The sequence below is a fragment of the Enterobacter dykesii genome, assembly GCF_008364625.2.
GTDB lineage: Bacteria > Pseudomonadota > Gammaproteobacteria > Enterobacterales > Enterobacteriaceae > Enterobacter > Enterobacter dykesii.
The window spans coordinates 4,377,150-4,393,703 of sequence record NZ_CP126604.1 but is presented as its reverse complement, the minus strand read 5'-3'; the positions used below and the strand labels follow the sequence as shown (position 1 = coordinate 4,393,703).

The following is a 16,554-nucleotide window of genomic DNA, read 5'->3' as shown; positions in this document are numbered from 1 at the left end:
CATGTTATGTGTGTTCGAGTCTCTCAAATTTTCGCAATCAGAAGTGAAACATCTTCGGGTTGTGAGGTTAAGCGACTAAGCGTACACGGTGGATGCCCTGGCAGTCAGAGGCGATGAAGGACGTGCTAATCTGCGAAAAGCGCCGGCGAGGTGATATGAACCTTTGACCCGGCGATGTCCGAATGGGGAAACCCAGTGCAATTCGTTGCACTATCGTTAACTGAATACATAGGTTAACGAGGCGAACCGGGGGAACTGAAACATCTAAGTACCCCGAGGAAAAGAAATCAACCGAGATTCCCCCAGTAGCGGCGAGCGAACGGGGAGCAGCCCAGAGTCTGAATCAGCTTGTGTGTTAGTGGAAGCGTCTGGAAAGTCGCACGGTACAGGGTGACAGTCCCGTACACGAAAGCACACAGGCTGTGAACTCGAAGAGTAGGGCGGGACACGTGGTATCCTGTCTGAATATGGGGGGACCATCCTCCAAGGCTAAATACTCCTGACTGACCGATAGTGAACCAGTACCGTGAGGGAAAGGCGAAAAGAACCCCGGCGAGGGGAGTGAAAAAGAACCTGAAACCGTGTACGTACAAGCAGTGGGAGCACCTTCGTGGTGTGACTGCGTACCTTTTGTATAATGGGTCAGCGACTTATATTCTGTAGCAAGGTTAACCGTATAGGGGAGCCGAAGGGAAACCGAGTCTTAACTGGGCGTTAAGTTGCAGGGTATAGACCCGAAACCCGGTGATCTAGCCATGGGCAGGTTGAAGGTTGGGTAACACTAACTGGAGGACCGAACCGACTAATGTTGAAAAATTAGCGGATGACTTGTGGCTGGGGGTGAAAGGCCAATCAAACCGGGAGATAGCTGGTTCTCCCCGAAAGCTATTTAGGTAGCGCCTCGTGAACTCATCTTCGGGGGTAGAGCACTGTTTCGGCTAGGGGGCCATCCCGGCTTACCAACCCGATGCAAACTACGAATACCGAAGAATGTTATCACGGGAGACACACGGCGGGTGCTAACGTCCGTCGTGAAGAGGGAAACAACCCAGACCGCCAGCTAAGGTCCCAAAGTCATGGTTAAGTGGGAAACGATGTGGGAAGGCACAGACAGCCAGGATGTTGGCTTAGAAGCAGCCATCATTTAAAGAAAGCGTAATAGCTCACTGGTCGAGTCGGCCTGCGCGGAAGATGTAACGGGGCTAAACCATGCACCGAAGCTGCGGCAGCGACGCTTATGCGTTGTTGGGTAGGGGAGCGTTCTGTAAGCCGTTGAAGGTGGCCTGTGAGGGTTGCTGGAGGTATCAGAAGTGCGAATGCTGACATAAGTAACGATAAAGCGGGTGAAAAGCCCGCTCGCCGGAAGACCAAGGGTTCCTGTCCAACGTTAATCGGGGCAGGGTGAGTCGACCCCTAAGGCGAGGCCGAAAGGCGTAGTCGATGGGAAACAGGTTAATATTCCTGTACTTGGTGTTACTGCGAAGGGGGGACGGAGAAGGCTATGTTAGCCGGGCGACGGTTGTCCCGGTTTAAGCATGTAGGCGGAGGTTCCAGGTAAATCCGGTACCTTTTTAACGCTGAGGTGTGATGACGAGGCACTACGGTGCTGAAGTAACAAATGCCCTGCTTCCAGGAAAAGCCTCTAAGCATCAGGTAACACGAAATCGTACCCCAAACCGACACAGGTGGTCAGGTAGAGAATACCAAGGCGCTTGAGAGAACTCGGGTGAAGGAACTAGGCAAAATGGTGCCGTAACTTCGGGAGAAGGCACGCTGATATGTAGGTGAAGCCCCTGCGGGTGGAGCTGAAATCAGTCGAAGATACCAGCTGGCTGCAACTGTTTATTAAAAACACAGCACTGTGCAAACACGAAAGTGGACGTATACGGTGTGACGCCTGCCCGGTGCCGGAAGGTTAATTGATGGGGTTAGCGGTAACGCGAAGCTCTTGATCGAAGCCCCGGTAAACGGCGGCCGTAACTATAACGGTCCTAAGGTAGCGAAATTCCTTGTCGGGTAAGTTCCGACCTGCACGAATGGCGTAATGATGGCCAGGCTGTCTCCACCCGAGACTCAGTGAAATTGAACTCGCTGTGAAGATGCAGTGTACCCGCGGCAAGACGGAAAGACCCCGTGAACCTTTACTATAGCTTGACACTGAACACTGGTCCTTGATGTGTAGGATAGGTGGGAGGCTTTGAAGCGTGGACGCCAGTCTGCGTGGAGCCGCCCTTGAAATACCACCCTTTAATGGCTGGTGTTCTAACGTAGACCCGTAATCCGGGTTGCGGACAGTGTCTGGTGGGTAGTTTGACTGGGGCGGTCTCCTCCCAAAGAGTAACGGAGGAGCACGAAGGTTAGCTAATCCTGGTCGGACATCAGGAGGTTAGTGCAATGGCATAAGCTAGCTTGACTGCGAGAGTGACGGCTCGAGCAGGTGCGAAAGCAGGTCATAGTGATCCGGTGGTTCTGAATGGAAGGGCCATCGCTCAACGGATAAAAGGTACTCCGGGGATAACAGGCTGATACCGCCCAAGAGTTCATATCGACGGCGGTGTTTGGCACCTCGATGTCGGCTCATCACATCCTGGGGCTGAAGTAGGTCCCAAGGGTATGGCTGTTCGCCATTTAAAGTGGTACGCGAGCTGGGTTTAGAACGTCGTGAGACAGTTCGGTCCCTATCTGCCGTGGGCGCTGGAGAATTGAGGGGGGCTGCTCCTAGTACGAGAGGACCGGAGTGGACGCATCACTGGTGTTCGGGTTGTCATGCCAATGGCACTGCCCGGTAGCTAAATGCGGAAAAGATAAGTGCTGAAAGCATCTAAGCACGAAACTTGCCCCGAGATGAGTTCTCCCTGACCCTTTAAGGGTCCTGAAGGAACGTTGAAGACTACGACGTTGATAGGTCGGGTGTGTAAGCGCAGCGATGCGTTGAGCTAACCGATACTAATGAACCGTGAGGCTTAACCTTACAACGCCGAAGGTGTTTTGGCGAAGAGAGACACGATTTTCAGCCTGATACAGATTTAACAGAATTTGCCTGGCGGCTTTAGCGCGGTGGTCCCACCTGACCCCATGCCGAACTCAGAAGTGAAACGCCGTAGCGCCGATGGTAGTGTGGGGTCTCCCCATGTGAGAGTAGGGAACTGCCAGGCATCAAATTAAGTAGTAAGCCGGTGCATTAATCCGGTGGTTACAGCAGTCTTCGGTGGAGCGGTAGTTCAGTCGGTTAGAATACCTGCCTGTCACGCAGGGGGTCGCGGGTTCGAGTCCCGTCCGTTCCGCCACTTATTAAGACATTAAGCCTGCCTAATTGGCAGGCTTAATGGCAAAAAAACTTTAGGGGCGTAGCTCAGTTGGTAGAGCACCGGTCTCCAAAACCGGGTGTCGCGAGTTCGAGTCTCTCCGCCCCTGCCATATATAATCCTTTGCTTCGGCAAAGGATTTTTTTTTGCCTGAAACACTGCAGAAAACTCTCTTCATAATATTCAGCCAGCATTCCTGCTGGCTGATGCATCAATCCATTATATTGATTTTTAATAGATCTTTTATCTGCGCTTGCTTATCACTGTTTTGCAGCCAAATTGCATACAGCGGCCTGGTAAGCGTGGTGGAATCCATCACGGTGTGCAGCCCTGCTTTAGTGTCTGCCCAGCGAACAGGTAACCAGGTACAACCTTTCAGCAGGGACAGCTGCTGACAGGCGATCTCTGCAGAGCTGGTCGTTAACTGCGGAACATCATCAGGCGCAATTAGTCCCGTCTCGTGCTGCTGAAAATCTGGCCCCCATTCCAGGCGTAAATAGGTCAGGTCTGCCTTCATCATCGAAGGTTCAGACGCATAAAGCGCCAGGCCAAACTGGCCCACGATCTGGCTGCTAAATTCGTCCATCTTGGGGGCTTCGGTTGTAATCAGAAGATCAAGCTGGCGCTCATGAAGTTGCTTAACCAGCGACTGCCGTTGCGCAATCCTGGCTTCAAATTGCAGGTGGCCGTGTGAATTATACAGCCGGGTAAGCCACTGACTTAGCATACATTCCCACAGAGAAGCGCTGGCCCCTATCGAGAACTCATTATGCCTCGAAGTATGCGCCACCTCTTTACGTGCTGCCTGCCAGGTATTCATGAGCGTTTCTGCGTACGGCAGCAGTTTCTCACCGGCCGGCGTTAAGCGAATATTGTTGCGATGGCGGGTAAAAAGATTCACACCCAGTTGATTTTCCAGCTGTCGAATACGAAAACTGACTGCTGACTGCGTCAGGTAAAGGGCCTCAGCTGCTCGCCCAAAGTGGCGTGTTCTGCTCACTTCAAGGAAAGTTTTAAGCAATTCCGTATCCACATCTTTCTCCGCAAAATTATTTGTCGTTATGATTTAAATGTTTTGTTTTACACTCTGTCAAGCGTAACTAATACTCCGCGCCATAAATAGCTCGGCCAAAGAATTAGGAGCGTGTAGGATGGCGGAAAGCTTTACGACGACTAATCGTTTTTTCGACAATAAACATTATCCGCGCGGGTTCTCTCGTCACGGCGATTTCACCATCAAAGAAGCTCAACTGCTTGAGCGCCATGGTTATGCCTTTAATGAGCTGGATCTGGGTAAGCGTGAACCTGCAACCGAAGACGAAAAACAGTTTGTTTCTGTTTGCCGTGGTGAGCGTGAGCCGGAGTCTGAAGCGGAACGTGTATGGATCAAGTACATGGCGCGCATTAAGCGTCCTAAGCGCTTCCATACGCTGTCTGGCGGCAAGCCGCAGATGGAAGGTGCAGAAGACTACACCGAGTCTGATGACTAAAATGAAAAGAAGGGGCTACGGCCCCTTTTTTTATGCCAGCAATTTCTGCAAATGCAGCAGCAAACGATCGATGGCACGGTAGCTCAGCGCCTCTTGCAAATGTTTCCTCTCAATGTCAGTGCATCCCTCTACGTCAGCAATGGTTCTGGCCACCTTCAACAAACGCTGCCACGCACGTATGGACAGCCCGAACCGCGTCAACGTCTCCTCCAGCCATCCCGCATCTTCGACGTTAAGAGAACAAAACTGCCGGATCCCGGCGTTATCCAGCCGCGCATTCAACCTGTTCTGACGAGCGTACTGCCGCGTCTGGGCCGCAATCACACGTTCGCGTACCTCCGCTGAGCTTTCACCCGTTATGCCCGTTTGCCTGAGCAGACCCGGCGGGGGAAGGGGGATTTCGAGGGATAAATCGAAACGGTCGAGGAACGGGCCTGATAACTTACCCAGATAGCGTAGCGTCTGCTCTGGCGTACAGCGGTTATGGTTTCCCTGGTAGTGACCCGTCGGGCTGGGATTCATCGCCGCGACCAGCTGAAACTGCGCGGGATAGCTTATTTTCGCCCGCGTGCGTGAGATATGTATCTCACCGGATTCAATGGGCTCCCTCAGTGCATCCAGCACGCGGCGCTCAAACTCCGGCAGCTCGTCAAGAAACAGAATGCCATTGTGTGCCAGCGAGATCTCACCCGGCCCGGGGATAGACCCGCCGCCAACCATTGCCGTCAGTGAAGCGCTATGATGCGGCGAACGAAAAGGACGGCGGCGCCACTGTTTTTGCAACGAGGCAGAGCTGATGAGGCTATATATGGCGGCGCTTTCCAGCGCTTCATGGTTATTGAGCGGTGGAAGCAACCCGCTCAGCCTGCTCGCCAGCATCGTTTTCCCCGTACCCGGCGGGCCAATTAACAGAAGATTGTGTCCACCTGCCGCCGTAATCTCCAGCGCCCGTTTCCCTTGCTCCTGTCCCATAATCTCGCTGAGATCCTCTGGTGCATCCGCTATAACATCATCACATTCCTCCGGCTCGGACAGTTCATGCCGTCCTTCCAGCCACGCACAAACTTCCTGTAAATGCCCGGCGATGAGACACCCTTTCTCGGCAATAAGACTCACTTCTGATGCATTTTCATTGGCGACAATGATTTGCCGCCCTGCTCGTATGGCTTCCAGCGCTCCCGATATCGCACCGGGAACGCCTCTTAACGCGCCTGTGAGCGCGAGTTCGCCAACAAACTCATACGAGCCTAGCCGTGTCGTATTAAGCTGCTCAGAAGCCGCGAGAAGGGCAATTGCGATAGGTAAATCGTATCGTCCCCCCTCTTTAGGCAGATCGGCGGGGGCAAGGTTGATGGTGATCTTCTTCGCGGGGAAGGTATAACCGCTATTTATTATTGCGCTGCGAACGCGATCCCTGGCCTCTTTAACCGTCGTTTCAGGTAACCCGACAAGCGTGAGTCCGGGTAGCCCATTGCTCAAATGAACCTCGACCGAAATAAGCGGTGCCTTTACCCCGAGAGCCGCACGCGTATAAACAACTGACAGTGACATTTGCACTACCTCCTGGTGTGACTATGCCAGCGCCTTTTTTGCCTGTTTAGCGTCGTTTTGCGAATTTACGCCGCCTGTTCAGAGATTTTAAGCGCACACTGAAACCCTTGCATAATCGTGGAAGCCTCCTCGCAGAATGTAAAAAGCCCCGTTTTGACGGTAAAAACCGCAGTGAAAAAATGAAAAATATTCATTTTCTAATTTCCGTATATAAAACAACGGTTTTAAGAAATATGATTCGCTGCCTAATCAAATCCGTCATAAATAAATCTTGTGTTTGATTTAAAAACTGTGATAACTCTTTAGGTATTCCTTCGAACAAGATGCAAAAAGAACTGAAAATGACAGCCCTTCTACGAGTGATTAGCCTGGTCGTGATTAGCGTGGTGGTGATTATTATCCCACCGTGCGGGGCTGCACTTGGACGAGGAAAGGCTTAGAAATCAAGCCTTAACGAACTAAGACCCCCGCACCGAAAGGTTCGGGGGTTTTTTTATGACTAAAAAACGTAAATGAGGAGCAGAGAATGACGACTAGCACAAAATTCTGTTTCTCCCGATTTATGACGGGGAACTAACTATGAATGGGGCACAGTGGGTAGTACATGCGTTGCGCGCGCAGGGAGTCGAAACCGTATTCGGTTATCCGGGTGGCGCAATTATGCCGATTTACGATGCACTGTATGACGGCGGCGTGGAACATCTCTTGTGCCGACACGAGCAGGGCGCAGCGATGGCAGCCATCGGCTATGCCCGAGCGACGGGTAAAACTGGCGTGTGTATGGCGACGTCAGGCCCGGGCGCAACTAACCTCATCACCGGCCTGGCTGACGCGCTGCTGGATTCCGTTCCCGTTGTCGCCATCACCGGGCAGGTGGCGTCTCCGTTCATCGGTACCGATGCTTTTCAGGAAGTCGACGTCCTTGGTTTATCGCTGGCCTGCACCAAACACAGCTTCCTCGTCCAGTCTCTGGAAGAGCTGCCGCGCGTAATGGCAGAAGCGTTCGACGTGGCAAGCTCCGGCCGTCCTGGTCCGGTTCTGGTCGATATACCGAAAGATATCCAGGTGGCACTCGGCGATCTGGAACCTCACTTTTCCACCGTTGAAAGCGACGATGCGTTTCCGGATGCGGAAGTTGAAGAGGCTCGTCAGATGCTGGCGCAGGCGAAACAGCCGATGCTGTACGTCGGAGGTGGCGTCGGCATGGCGCAGGCCGTTCCAGCCCTGCGTGAATTTATCGCAACAACGCAGATGCCAGCGACCTGCACGCTGAAAGGTCTCGGTGCAGTCGACGCGGATTTCCCCTACTATCTGGGCATGCTGGGGATGCACGGCACCAAAGCGGCAAACCTGGCGGTGCAGGAGTGCGATCTGCTCATCGCCGTAGGTGCCCGTTTTGACGACCGCGTCACCGGCAAGCTGAATACCTTTGCGCCGAACGCCAAAGTCATCCATATGGATATCGACCCGGCGGAAATGAACAAGCTGCGTCAGGCGCATGTCGCCTTGCAGGGCGATCTCAACGCGCTGTTACCGGCATTGCAGCAGCCGCTGGATATCAACGCATGGCGTCAGCACACCGCAGATATGCGCGCCGAGCACGCCTGGCGGTACGACCACCCCGGCGAGGCCATTTACGCGCCGCTGCTGTTGAAGCAGTTGTCCGACCGTAAACCGGCTGACAGCGTCGTCACCACCGACGTAGGCCAGCACCAGATGTGGTCCGCGCAGCACATGACCTACACCCGCCCGGAAAACTTCATCACCTCCAGCGGGTTAGGGACGATGGGCTTCGGTCTGCCGGCAGCCGTTGGCGCGCAGGTTGCCCGCCCGAACGATACCGTTATCTGTATCTCCGGTGACGGCTCCTTCATGATGAACGTTCAGGAGCTCGGCACCGTTAAGCGTAAGCAGTTGCCGCTGAAGATCGTGTTGCTCGACAACCAGCGTTTAGGAATGGTTCGCCAGTGGCAACAGCTGTTCTTCCAGGAGCGCTACAGCGAAACGACTCTTACCGATAACCCCGATTTCCTCACCCTGGCCAGCGCCTTTGGCATCCCTGGTCAGCACATCACCCGTAAAGATCAGGTTGAAGCGGCGCTCGACACCATGCTGAACAGCGATGGGCCTTACCTGCTTCATGTCTCAATCGACGAACTCGAGAACGTCTGGCCGTTGGTACCGCCTGGTGCCAGTAACTCACAAATGATGGAGAAATTATCATGATGCAGCATCAGGTCGCCGTACAGGCTCGCTTCAACCCGGAAACTTTAGAACGCGTTTTGCGCGTGGTGCGTCATCGTGGTTTTCAGATTTGCTCTATGAATATGGAGACGGCCACTGACGCCCGGAATATCAGTATCGAATTAACCGTTGCCAGCCCGCGGTCGGTCGACTTACTGTTTAGTCAGTTATCAAAGCTGGTAGACGTTGCCCATGTTGCCATCTGCCAGAGCACAACCACATCACAACAAATCCGCGCTTAAGCGTGACAGGACGAAAAAATGACGACAAAAAAAGCTGATTACATTTGGTTCAACGGTGAGATGGTTCGCTGGGAGGACGCGAAGGTCCACGTGATGTCCCACGCGCTGCACTACGGTACCTCCGTATTTGAAGGCATCCGCTGCTACGATTCTCACAAAGGGCCAGTGGTGTTCCGCCATCGCGAACACATGCAGCGTCTGCATGACTCAGCCAAAATTTATCGTTTCCCGGTTTCACAAAGCGTTGACGAGCTGATGGAAGCCTGCCGCGACGTGATCCGTAAAAACAACCTGACCAGCGCCTATATCCGTCCGCTGGTCTTCGTGGGTGACGTCGGCATGGGCGTGAACCCGCCAGCGGGCTATACCACAGATGTGATCATTGCCGCGTTCCCGTGGGGTGCTTATCTGGGTGCAGAAGCCCTGGAGCAGGGGATCGACGCAATGGTCTCTTCCTGGAACCGCGTTGCGCCAAACACTATCCCGACCGCCGCGAAAGCAGGCGGTAACTACCTTTCGTCCCTGCTGGTCGGTAGCGAAGCGCGCCGCCACGGCTATCAGGAAGGTATCGCCCTCGACGTAAATGGCTACATCTCTGAAGGTGCGGGCGAAAACCTGTTTGAAGTGAAAGACGGCATTTTGTTCACGCCGCCGTTCACTTCGTCCGCGCTGCCGGGCATCACCCGTGACGCCATCATCAAGCTGGCGAAAGATCTGGGTATCGAAGTGCGCGAACAGGTGCTTTCCCGCGAATCCCTGTATCTGGCGGATGAAGTGTTTATGTCCGGTACGGCGGCTGAAATCACGCCGGTACGTAGCGTGGACGGTATCCAGGTGGGCGAAGGCCGCTGCGGTCCGGTCACCAAACGTATTCAGCAAGCGTTCTTCGGCCTCTTCACCGGCGAGACAGAAGATAAATACGGCTGGTTGGATCAGGTTAATCACTAAGCATAAATTTGGGACGGCACGCACCGTCCCATTAAATAGTCAGACGGGAGTCAATAAAGCATGCCTAAGTATCGTTCAGCCACCACCACCCACGGCCGTAATATGGCGGGAGCCCGCGCACTGTGGCGCGCCACCGGAATGACCGACGCCGATTTCGGCAAGCCGATTATCGCCGTGGTGAACTCCTTCACCCAGTTCGTACCGGGCCACGTGCACCTGCGCGATCTCGGCAAGCTGGTTGCCGAGCAAATCGAAGCCTCCGGCGGCGTGGCGAAAGAGTTCAACACCATTGCGGTGGATGACGGTATCGCGATGGGGCACGGGGGCATGCTCTATTCACTGCCGTCGCGCGAGCTGATCGCCGACTCCGTAGAGTATATGGTTAACGCCCACTGCGCCGATGCGATGGTCTGTATCTCCAACTGCGACAAAATCACCCCGGGGATGCTGATGGCCTCCCTGCGCCTGAACATTCCGGTGATCTTCGTCTCCGGCGGCCCAATGGAAGCGGGGAAAACCAAGCTCTCCGACAAAATCATCAAGCTCGACCTGGTCGATGCGATGATCCAGGGCGCGGATCCAAAAGTCTCTGACGAGCAGAGCGACCAGGTGGAACGCTCCGCGTGTCCGACCTGCGGCTCCTGTTCCGGTATGTTCACGGCAAACTCCATGAACTGTCTGACCGAAGCGCTGGGTCTGTCTCAGCCGGGCAACGGCTCGCTGCTGGCGACCCACGCAGACCGTAAGCAGCTGTTCCTCAACGCCGGTAAGCGCATCGTTGAGCTGACCAAACGCTACTACGAGCAGGACGACGCCAGCGCGCTGCCGCGCAGTATCGCCAGCAAGGCCGCGTTTGAGAACGCGATGACGCTGGATATCGCCATGGGCGGCTCCACTAACACTGTTCTGCACCTGCTGGCCGCCGCACAGGAAGCCGAAATCGACTTCACCATGAGCGACATCGACAAGCTGTCCCGTAAAGTGCCGCAGCTGTGTAAAGTCGCGCCGAGTACCCAGAAATATCATATGGAAGACGTACACCGCGCGGGCGGCGTACTGGGCATTCTGGGCGAGCTGGATCGTGCGGGCCTGATGAACCGTGAAGTGAAAAACGTACTCGGCCTGACGCTGCCTGAGTCGCTGGACCAGTACGACGTAATGCTGACCAAAGATGACGCGGTGAAAAAAATGTTCCGCGCCGGCCCTGCCGGTATCCGCACCACGCAGGCGTTCTCGCAGGATTGCCGCTGGGATACCCTCGACGATGACCGCGCCGAAGGTTGCATCCGCTCGCTGGAACACGCCTACAGCAAAGACGGCGGTCTGGCCGTGCTGTACGGTAACTTCGCGGAAAACGGCTGCATCGTGAAAACCGCAGGCGTGGACGACAGCATCCTGAAATTCACCGGTCCGGCGAAGGTGTACGAAAGCCAGGATGAAGCGGTAGACGCGATCCTCGGCGGCAAAGTGGTGGAAGGCGACGTGGTTGTCATTCGCTACGAAGGGCCAAAAGGCGGTCCCGGCATGCAGGAGATGCTCTACCCAACCACCTTCCTGAAATCCATGGGACTCGGTAAGGCCTGCGCGCTGATCACCGACGGACGTTTCTCCGGTGGCACCTCCGGCCTCTCTATCGGTCACGTTTCGCCGGAAGCGGCAAGCGGCGGCAACATTGCCATCATCGAAGACGGCGACCTGATCGAAATCGACATTCCGAATCGCGGCATTCAGCTCAAGCTGAGTGACCAGGAGATTGCTGCCCGTCGTGAAGCGCAGGAAGCGCGCGGCGACAAAGCCTGGACGCCGAAAGACCGTCAGCGTGAAGTCTCCTTCGCCCTGCGCGCCTACGCGAGTCTTGCCACCAGTGCAGATAAAGGCGCGGTGCGCGATAAATCGAAACTTGGGGGCTAACGATGGCCGAGTCGCAACCCTTATCCGCCGCCCCTGAGGGGGCGGAATACCTGAGAGCGGTGCTGCGCGCGCCGGTCTATGAAGCCGTGCAGGTCACACCCCTGCAGAAAATGGAAAAACTCTCTTCGCGCCTCGACAACGTCATTCTGGTGAAGCGCGAAGACCGTCAGCCGGTGCACAGCTTCAAGCTGCGCGGTGCCTACGCGATGATGGCCGGGCTGACCGACGAGCAGAAAGCGCGCGGCGTAATTACCGCGTCGGCGGGCAACCATGCTCAGGGCGTGGCGTTCTCGTCTGCCCGTCTGGGGCTGAAAGCGCTGATCGTAATGCCGGTTGCTACCGCAGATATCAAAGTCGACGCGGTGCGCGGTTTCGGCGGCGAGGTACTGCTCCACGGCGCCAACTTTGACGAAGCGAAAGCCAAAGCGATCGAGCTGGCGCAGCAGCAGGGCTTTACCTGGGTGCCGCCATTCGATCACCCGATGGTGATTGCCGGACAAGGCACGCTGGCGCTGGAACTGCTGCAGCAGGATGCCCATCTCGACCGCGTCTTCGTCCCGGTGGGCGGCGGTGGCCTGGCCGCAGGCGTGGCGGTGCTGATCAAACAGCTGATGCCGCAGATCAAAGTCATCGCCGTTGAAGCGGAAGACTCTGCCTGCCTGAAAGCGGCGCTGGATGCCGGTCATCCGGTGGACCTGCCGCGCGTCGGGCTGTTTGCCGAGGGCGTGGCGGTGAAGCGCATTGGCGACGAAACCTTCCGCCTGTGCCGGGAATATCTCGACGATATCGTCACGGTGGATAGCGATGCCATCTGCGCGGCGATGAAAGATCTGTTCGAAGACGTGCGTGCGGTGGCGGAACCGTCCGGCGCGCTGGCGCTGGCGGGGATGAAAAAATACATCGCGCAGCACAACATTCGCGGCGAGCGTTTGGCGCACGTGCTTTCCGGCGCCAACGTGAACTTCCACGGTCTGCGCTACGTTTCCGAGCGCTGCGAGCTGGGCGAACAGCGTGAAGCGCTGCTGGCGGTGACCATTCCTGAAGAGAAGGGCAGCTTCCTGAAGTTTTGCCAGCTGCTGGGCGGCCGTTCGGTGACGGAGTTTAACTACCGTTTTGCCGATGCTAAAGACGCCTGCATTTTTGTCGGCGTGCGTCTGAGCCGCGGTGTGGAGGAGCGCAAAGAGATCCTCAACCTGCTGCATGAGGGCGGCTACAGCGTAGTCGATCTCTCTGACGATGAGATGGCGAAGCTGCACGTGCGCTATATGGTCGGCGGGCGTCCATCTAAGCCGCTCAGGGAACGTCTGTTCAGCTTCGAGTTTCCGGAATCGCCGGGCGCGCTGCTCAAATTCCTGCACACGCTTGGCACGCACTGGAATATCTCTCTGTTCCACTACCGCAGCCACGGCACCGACTACGGCCGCGTGCTGGCGGCGTTCGAACTGGGCGAGCACGAGCCTGATTTCGAAACGCGGCTGAACGAGCTGGGCTATGAGTGCCACGATGAAACCCATAACCCGGCGTTCAGGTTCTTCCTGGCGGGCTAGTGGTTCGGCAATATCTGCCAGAACGCATCAATAAGCGGCTCATGCAGCCGCTTTTTTTGTGCGCACACGCCAAGCTCAAACGGCGTCTTCTCGTCGCTGCGCTCCAGAATCATCACGCGATTGCGCACCGGTTCGGGGCTGTTTTCCAGCACCACTTCCGGCAGCAGCGCCACGCCGCAGCCCAGCGCCACCATCGACACCATCGCTTCGTGGCCGCTGACCGTGGCGTAAATCGACGGATTGCTGATTTTCTGACGACGGAACCACAGCTCGATGCGGCGGCGCACCGGCCCCTGATCGGCCATGATAAACGGCACCGTCGACCAGTCCGGTTTTTCCACCGACACCTGGTTACGCACCGGGCAGGGCAGCGCCGGGGCAATCAGTACCACCGCCAGATTCTCAAGCATTGAGAATGCCACCGCGCCCGGCAGGGTTTCAGGTTTCCCGGCAATGGCGAGATCCGCTTCGCCCGTCACCACTTTTTCCATTGCGTCGGAGGCGTCGCCGGTGGTGAGCTTAATTTCAACCGACGGATGCGCCGCGCGGAAGCGGTCAAGGATGGGCGGCAGATGGCTATAGGCGGCGGTGACGGAGCAGAAAATATGCAGTTCGCCGGAAAGTGACGGCCCCTGCTGGTCAATCGAGTGCCGCAGCTGCTGGTACTGCAACAGCGTCTGCTGGGCAAAAATACGCAGCTCTTCACCCGCTTCCGTGAGGGTGACGGTGCGGTTATCGCGCACGAACAGCGGCTGGCCGAGATCTTCCTCAAGGCGCTGGATCTGGCGTGAAAGCGTGGAGGGGCTAACGTGCATCGCCCGGGCGCTGCGGCCAAAATGGCGGCTTTCCGCCAGGTGCAGGAACATTTTCAGATCGCGTAAATCCACCGATTCCACTCCCTCTTTTTATATTGCAAAAATTGCAATATGACGTTGTGAATATATCAATTTCCGCAATAAATTTCCTGTTGTAATGTGGGTATATTCTCGCTGAAACGCGAACCGAACAATAAGACACACAACATCACGAGGTATCACCCATGGCTAACTACTTTAATACACTGAACTTGCGCCAGCAGCTGGCGCAGCTGGGCAAATGCCGCTTCATGGCGCGCGACGAATTTGCCGATGGCGCGAGCTACCTTCAGGGTAAAAAAGTGGTCATCGTCGGCTGTGGCGCACAGGGTCTGAACCAGGGCCTGAACATGCGTGACTCCGGTCTGGATATCTCCTACGCCCTGCGTAAAGAAGCGATTGCCGAGAAGCGTGCTTCCTGGCGTAAAGCGACCGAAAACGGCTTCAAAGTGGGCACCTACGAAGAGCTGATCCCGCAGGCGGATCTGGTGGTTAACCTGACCCCGGACAAACAGCACTCTGACGTTGTGCGTTCCGTACAACCGCTGATGAAAGACGGCGCCGCGCTGGGTTACTCCCACGGCTTCAACATCGTTGAAGTGGGCGAGCAGATCCGTAAAGACATCACCGTGGTGATGGTGGCGCCGAAGTGCCCGGGTACGGAAGTACGCGAAGAGTACAAACGTGGCTTCGGCGTGCCGACCCTGATCGCGGTTCACCCGGAAAACGATCCGAAAGGCGAAGGTATGGCGATTGCCAAAGCGTGGGCAGCGGCGACCGGCGGCCACCGTGCGGGCGTGCTGGAATCTTCTTTCGTTGCCGAAGTGAAATCTGACCTGATGGGTGAGCAGACCATTCTGTGCGGCATGCTGCAGGCCGGTTCTCTGCTGTGCTTCGACAAGCTGGTGGAAGAAGGTACTGACCCGGCCTACGCGGAAAAACTGATTCAGTTCGGCTGGGAAACCATCACCGAAGCGCTGAAGCAGGGCGGTATTACGCTGATGATGGACCGTCTGTCCAACCCGGCAAAACTGCGTGCATACGCGCTGTCTGAACAGCTGAAAACCATCATGGCACCGCTGTTCCAGAAACACATGGACGACATCATCTCCGGTGAATTCTCTTCCGGCATGATGGCGGACTGGGCGAACGACGATAAAAACCTGCTGACCTGGCGTGAAGAGACCGGTAAAACCGCGTTCGAAACCGCGCCGCAGTATGAAGGTAAAATCGGCGAGCAGGAGTACTTCGATAAAGGCGTACTGATGATCGCGATGGTGAAAGCAGGCGTTGAGCTGGCGTTCGAAACCATGGTTGATTCCGGCATCATCGAAGAGTCAGCGTACTACGAATCTCTGCACGAGCTGCCGCTGATCGCGAACACCATCGCCCGTAAGCGTCTGTACGAAATGAACGTGGTTATCTCTGATACCGCAGAATACGGGAACTACCTGTTCTCTTACGCCTGCGTACCGCTGCTGAAAGAGTTTATGACCACTCTGCAGACGGGCGATCTGGGTAAAGCGATTGCGGAAGGTGCCGTAGATAACGCGCAGCTGCGCGATGTGAACGAAGCGATTCGCAGCCACCAGATCGAGAAAGTGGGTCACAAACTGCGTGGCTACATGACCGATATGAAGCGTATCGCGGTAGCGGGTTAACACCTGGCGCGGGCTGATGCCCTCACCCCGGCCCTCTCCCACGGGGAGAGGGGCAAACATTCAAGGCCTTCTCTTAGAGAAGGCCTTGCTGTTTATTTCCGATACAATACTTTAATAATGTGATACCCGAACTGCGTGTGCAGCGGGCCGGTTGGCTCCAGCACCGGGCAGGAGAACACCACTTTATCGAACGCCGGAACCATCTGACCCTGGCGGAACTCACCCAGGTCGCCGCCGCGCTTGCCTGACGGGCAGATGGAGTGCTTCTTCGCCAGCTTGCCGAAGTCGGCACCGTTTTTAATCTGCTCCAGAAGATCCAAAGCCAGTTTCTCTTCTTTAACGAGGATGTGCACTGCTGCTGCTGTTTTTGCCATGATCGTGCCTTGAATAGGTTGAAATAAATCGGGGCGCAATATACCACGCGTCAGCGGCGATAAAGCACCTTAATGATATGGTAGCCAAATTTGGTTTTTACCGGGCCGTAGGGCTTCAGAAGCGGGCAGCTAAAGACCGCCCGATCGAACGGACCGACCATCGCACCTTGTTGAAACTCGCCGAGATCCCCGCCATTGCGTCCGGACGGGCATTTAGAGTAACGCTTTGCCAGATGATCAAAGCTGATGCCGCGCTCCAGCTTGGCCAGGATCTCCTGGGCCAGTTTCTCTTCTTTTACCAGAATATGCAGGGCTGCTGCGCTCTTTTTCATGGTTCTGCTCTACGGGTTAAACGCGATTTCTCCACTTTATCATTAGCCGGTAAATCTGCGCCCGGCTTTCTGCTACAATCCACACCCCGTTCGAA

14 protein-coding genes, 2 tRNA genes and 2 rRNA genes are annotated in these 16,554 nt (G+C 55.8%); 13 read left to right on the top strand and 5 right to left on the bottom strand.

Annotated features, from left to right (window positions below; all coding sequences use genetic code 11):
* Nucleotides 1-65 precede the first annotated feature (65 nt).
* The 4 genes from F0320_RS21005 to F0320_RS20990 all read left to right on the top strand — a co-directional run bounded on the left by F0320_RS21005 (nt 66) and on the right by F0320_RS20990 (nt 3,417).
* A 23S ribosomal RNA gene (locus F0320_RS21005) occupies nt 66-2,971 on the top strand.
* Nucleotides 2,972-3,039: 68 nt separating this feature from the next.
* Nucleotides 3,040-3,155: ribosomal RNA gene (rrf, locus tag F0320_RS21000) — 5S ribosomal RNA — on the top strand.
* Between the two features lie 55 nt (nt 3,156-3,210).
* Nucleotides 3,211-3,287: transfer RNA gene (locus F0320_RS20995), tRNA-Asp, on the top strand.
* Between the two features lie 54 nt (nt 3,288-3,341).
* Nucleotides 3,342-3,417: transfer RNA gene (locus F0320_RS20990), tRNA-Trp, on the top strand.
* A gap of 99 nt (nt 3,418-3,516) precedes the next feature.
* Here the strand turns inward: F0320_RS20990 and hdfR are convergent.
* Nucleotides 3,517-4,338: an HTH-type transcriptional regulator HdfR gene (gene hdfR / locus F0320_RS20985; protein WP_047652198.1), complete on the bottom strand. Its 822-nt coding sequence runs from the start codon at nt 4,336-4,338 to the stop codon at nt 3,517-3,519.
* A 118-nt stretch (nt 4,339-4,456) separates the two neighbouring features.
* On the opposite strand from hdfR, the gene F0320_RS20980 reads away from it, so the two are divergent.
* Nucleotides 4,457-4,795, top strand: coding sequence for a DUF413 domain-containing protein (locus tag F0320_RS20980; RefSeq protein ID WP_023309658.1), 339 nt, complete (start codon nt 4,457-4,459; stop codon nt 4,793-4,795).
* A 30-nt stretch (nt 4,796-4,825) separates the two neighbouring features.
* Here the strand turns inward: F0320_RS20980 and F0320_RS20975 are convergent, their stop codons facing one another.
* A complete protein-coding gene (locus F0320_RS20975; protein ID WP_126331046.1) occupies nt 4,826-6,346 on the bottom strand; it encodes a YifB family Mg chelatase-like AAA ATPase in 1,521 nt (506 codons plus the stop codon).
* A gap of 341 nt (nt 6,347-6,687) precedes the next feature.
* Here F0320_RS20975 and ilvL point away from each other — a divergent pair, with 341 nt between their 5' ends.
* From ilvL to ilvA, 7 genes are all read left to right on the top strand, one after another.
* A complete protein-coding gene (gene ilvL, locus F0320_RS20970; protein ID WP_001311244.1) occupies nt 6,688-6,786 on the top strand; it encodes an ilv operon leader peptide in 99 nt (32 codons plus the stop codon).
* A gap of 86 nt (nt 6,787-6,872) precedes the next feature.
* Nucleotides 6,873-6,923, top strand: coding sequence for a peptide IlvX (gene ilvX, locus F0320_RS20965; RefSeq protein WP_166792073.1), 51 nt, complete (start codon nt 6,873-6,875; stop codon nt 6,921-6,923).
* Nucleotides 6,924-6,925: 2 nt separating this feature from the next.
* Entirely contained in the window at nt 6,926-8,572 is a 1,647-nt protein-coding gene (ilvG, locus tag F0320_RS20960; protein WP_126331048.1) for an acetolactate synthase 2 catalytic subunit, read from the top strand.
* Nucleotides 8,569-8,832, top strand: a complete 264-nt coding sequence (gene ilvM / locus F0320_RS20955) for an acetolactate synthase 2 small subunit (RefSeq protein ID WP_024907956.1) — start codon at nt 8,569-8,571, stop codon at nt 8,830-8,832. Before ilvG ends, ilvM begins: the two co-directional genes overlap by 4 nt.
* Nucleotides 8,833-8,850: 18 nt before the next feature.
* Nucleotides 8,851-9,780: a branched-chain-amino-acid transaminase gene (gene ilvE / locus F0320_RS20950; protein WP_023309654.1), complete on the top strand. Its 930-nt coding sequence runs from the start codon at nt 8,851-8,853 to the stop codon at nt 9,778-9,780.
* A 60-nt stretch (nt 9,781-9,840) separates the two neighbouring features.
* Nucleotides 9,841-11,691, top strand: a complete 1,851-nt coding sequence (ilvD, locus tag F0320_RS20945; protein ID WP_047652202.1) for a dihydroxy-acid dehydratase — start codon at nt 9,841-9,843, stop codon at nt 11,689-11,691.
* Between the two features lie 2 nt (nt 11,692-11,693).
* Nucleotides 11,694-13,238: a threonine ammonia-lyase, biosynthetic gene (gene ilvA, locus F0320_RS20940; protein ID WP_039267211.1), complete on the top strand. Its 1,545-nt coding sequence runs from the start codon at nt 11,694-11,696 to the stop codon at nt 13,236-13,238.
* Here the strand turns inward: ilvA and ilvY are convergent.
* Nucleotides 13,235-14,125 carry an HTH-type transcriptional activator IlvY gene (ilvY, locus tag F0320_RS20935; protein WP_032641403.1) on the bottom strand — a complete coding sequence of 297 codons (891 nt, stop codon included), beginning with the start codon at nt 14,123-14,125 and terminating at the stop codon, nt 13,235-13,237. The genes ilvA and ilvY overlap by 4 nt on opposite strands.
* Before the next feature lie 152 nt (nt 14,126-14,277).
* On the opposite strand from ilvY, the gene ilvC reads away from it, so the two are divergent.
* A complete protein-coding gene (gene ilvC, locus F0320_RS20930) occupies nt 14,278-15,753 on the top strand; it encodes a ketol-acid reductoisomerase (protein WP_023333828.1) in 1,476 nt (491 codons plus the stop codon).
* Nucleotides 15,754-15,845: 92 nt separating this feature from the next.
* Here the strand turns inward: ilvC and ppiC (F0320_RS20925) are convergent, their stop codons facing one another.
* Together ppiC (F0320_RS20925) and ppiC (F0320_RS20920) are read right to left on the bottom strand one after the other, a co-directional pair.
* Nucleotides 15,846-16,127 (bottom strand): peptidylprolyl isomerase PpiC, encoded by a 282-nt coding sequence (ppiC, locus tag F0320_RS20925; RefSeq protein WP_023309650.1) that lies wholly within the window; start codon nt 16,125-16,127, stop codon nt 15,846-15,848.
* Between the two features lie 50 nt (nt 16,128-16,177).
* Nucleotides 16,178-16,459, bottom strand: a complete 282-nt coding sequence (gene ppiC, locus F0320_RS20920; RefSeq protein WP_126331050.1) for a peptidylprolyl isomerase PpiC — start codon at nt 16,457-16,459, stop codon at nt 16,178-16,180.
* Between the last annotated feature and the right edge of the window lie 95 nt (nt 16,460-16,554).

Excerpts from the sequence above, each read along its gene's own strand:
- F0320_RS20980 (WP_023309658.1), top strand. The coding sequence starts at position 4,457 with ATGGCGGAAAGCTTTACGACGACTAATCGTTTTTTCGACAATAAACAT.
- F0320_RS20975 (WP_126331046.1), bottom strand. The coding sequence starts at position 6,346 with ATGTCACTGTCAGTTGTTTATACGCGTGCGGCTCTCGGGGTAAAGGCA.
- ilvL (WP_001311244.1), top strand. The coding sequence starts at position 6,688 with ATGACAGCCCTTCTACGAGTGATTAGCCTGGTCGTGATTAGCGTGGTG.
- ilvG (WP_126331048.1), top strand. The coding sequence starts at position 6,926 with ATGAATGGGGCACAGTGGGTAGTACATGCGTTGCGCGCGCAGGGAGTC.
- ilvM (WP_024907956.1), top strand. The coding sequence starts at position 8,569 with ATGATGCAGCATCAGGTCGCCGTACAGGCTCGCTTCAACCCGGAAACT.
- ilvE (WP_023309654.1), top strand. The coding sequence starts at position 8,851 with ATGACGACAAAAAAAGCTGATTACATTTGGTTCAACGGTGAGATGGTT.
- ilvD (WP_047652202.1), top strand. The coding sequence starts at position 9,841 with ATGCCTAAGTATCGTTCAGCCACCACCACCCACGGCCGTAATATGGCG.
- ilvA (WP_039267211.1), top strand. The coding sequence starts at position 11,694 with ATGGCCGAGTCGCAACCCTTATCCGCCGCCCCTGAGGGGGCGGAATAC.
- ilvC (WP_023333828.1), top strand. The coding sequence starts at position 14,278 with ATGGCTAACTACTTTAATACACTGAACTTGCGCCAGCAGCTGGCGCAG.
- ppiC (WP_023309650.1), bottom strand. The coding sequence starts at position 16,127 with ATGGCAAAAACAGCAGCAGCAGTGCACATCCTCGTTAAAGAAGAGAAA.
- ppiC (WP_126331050.1), bottom strand. The coding sequence starts at position 16,459 with ATGAAAAAGAGCGCAGCAGCCCTGCATATTCTGGTAAAAGAAGAGAAA.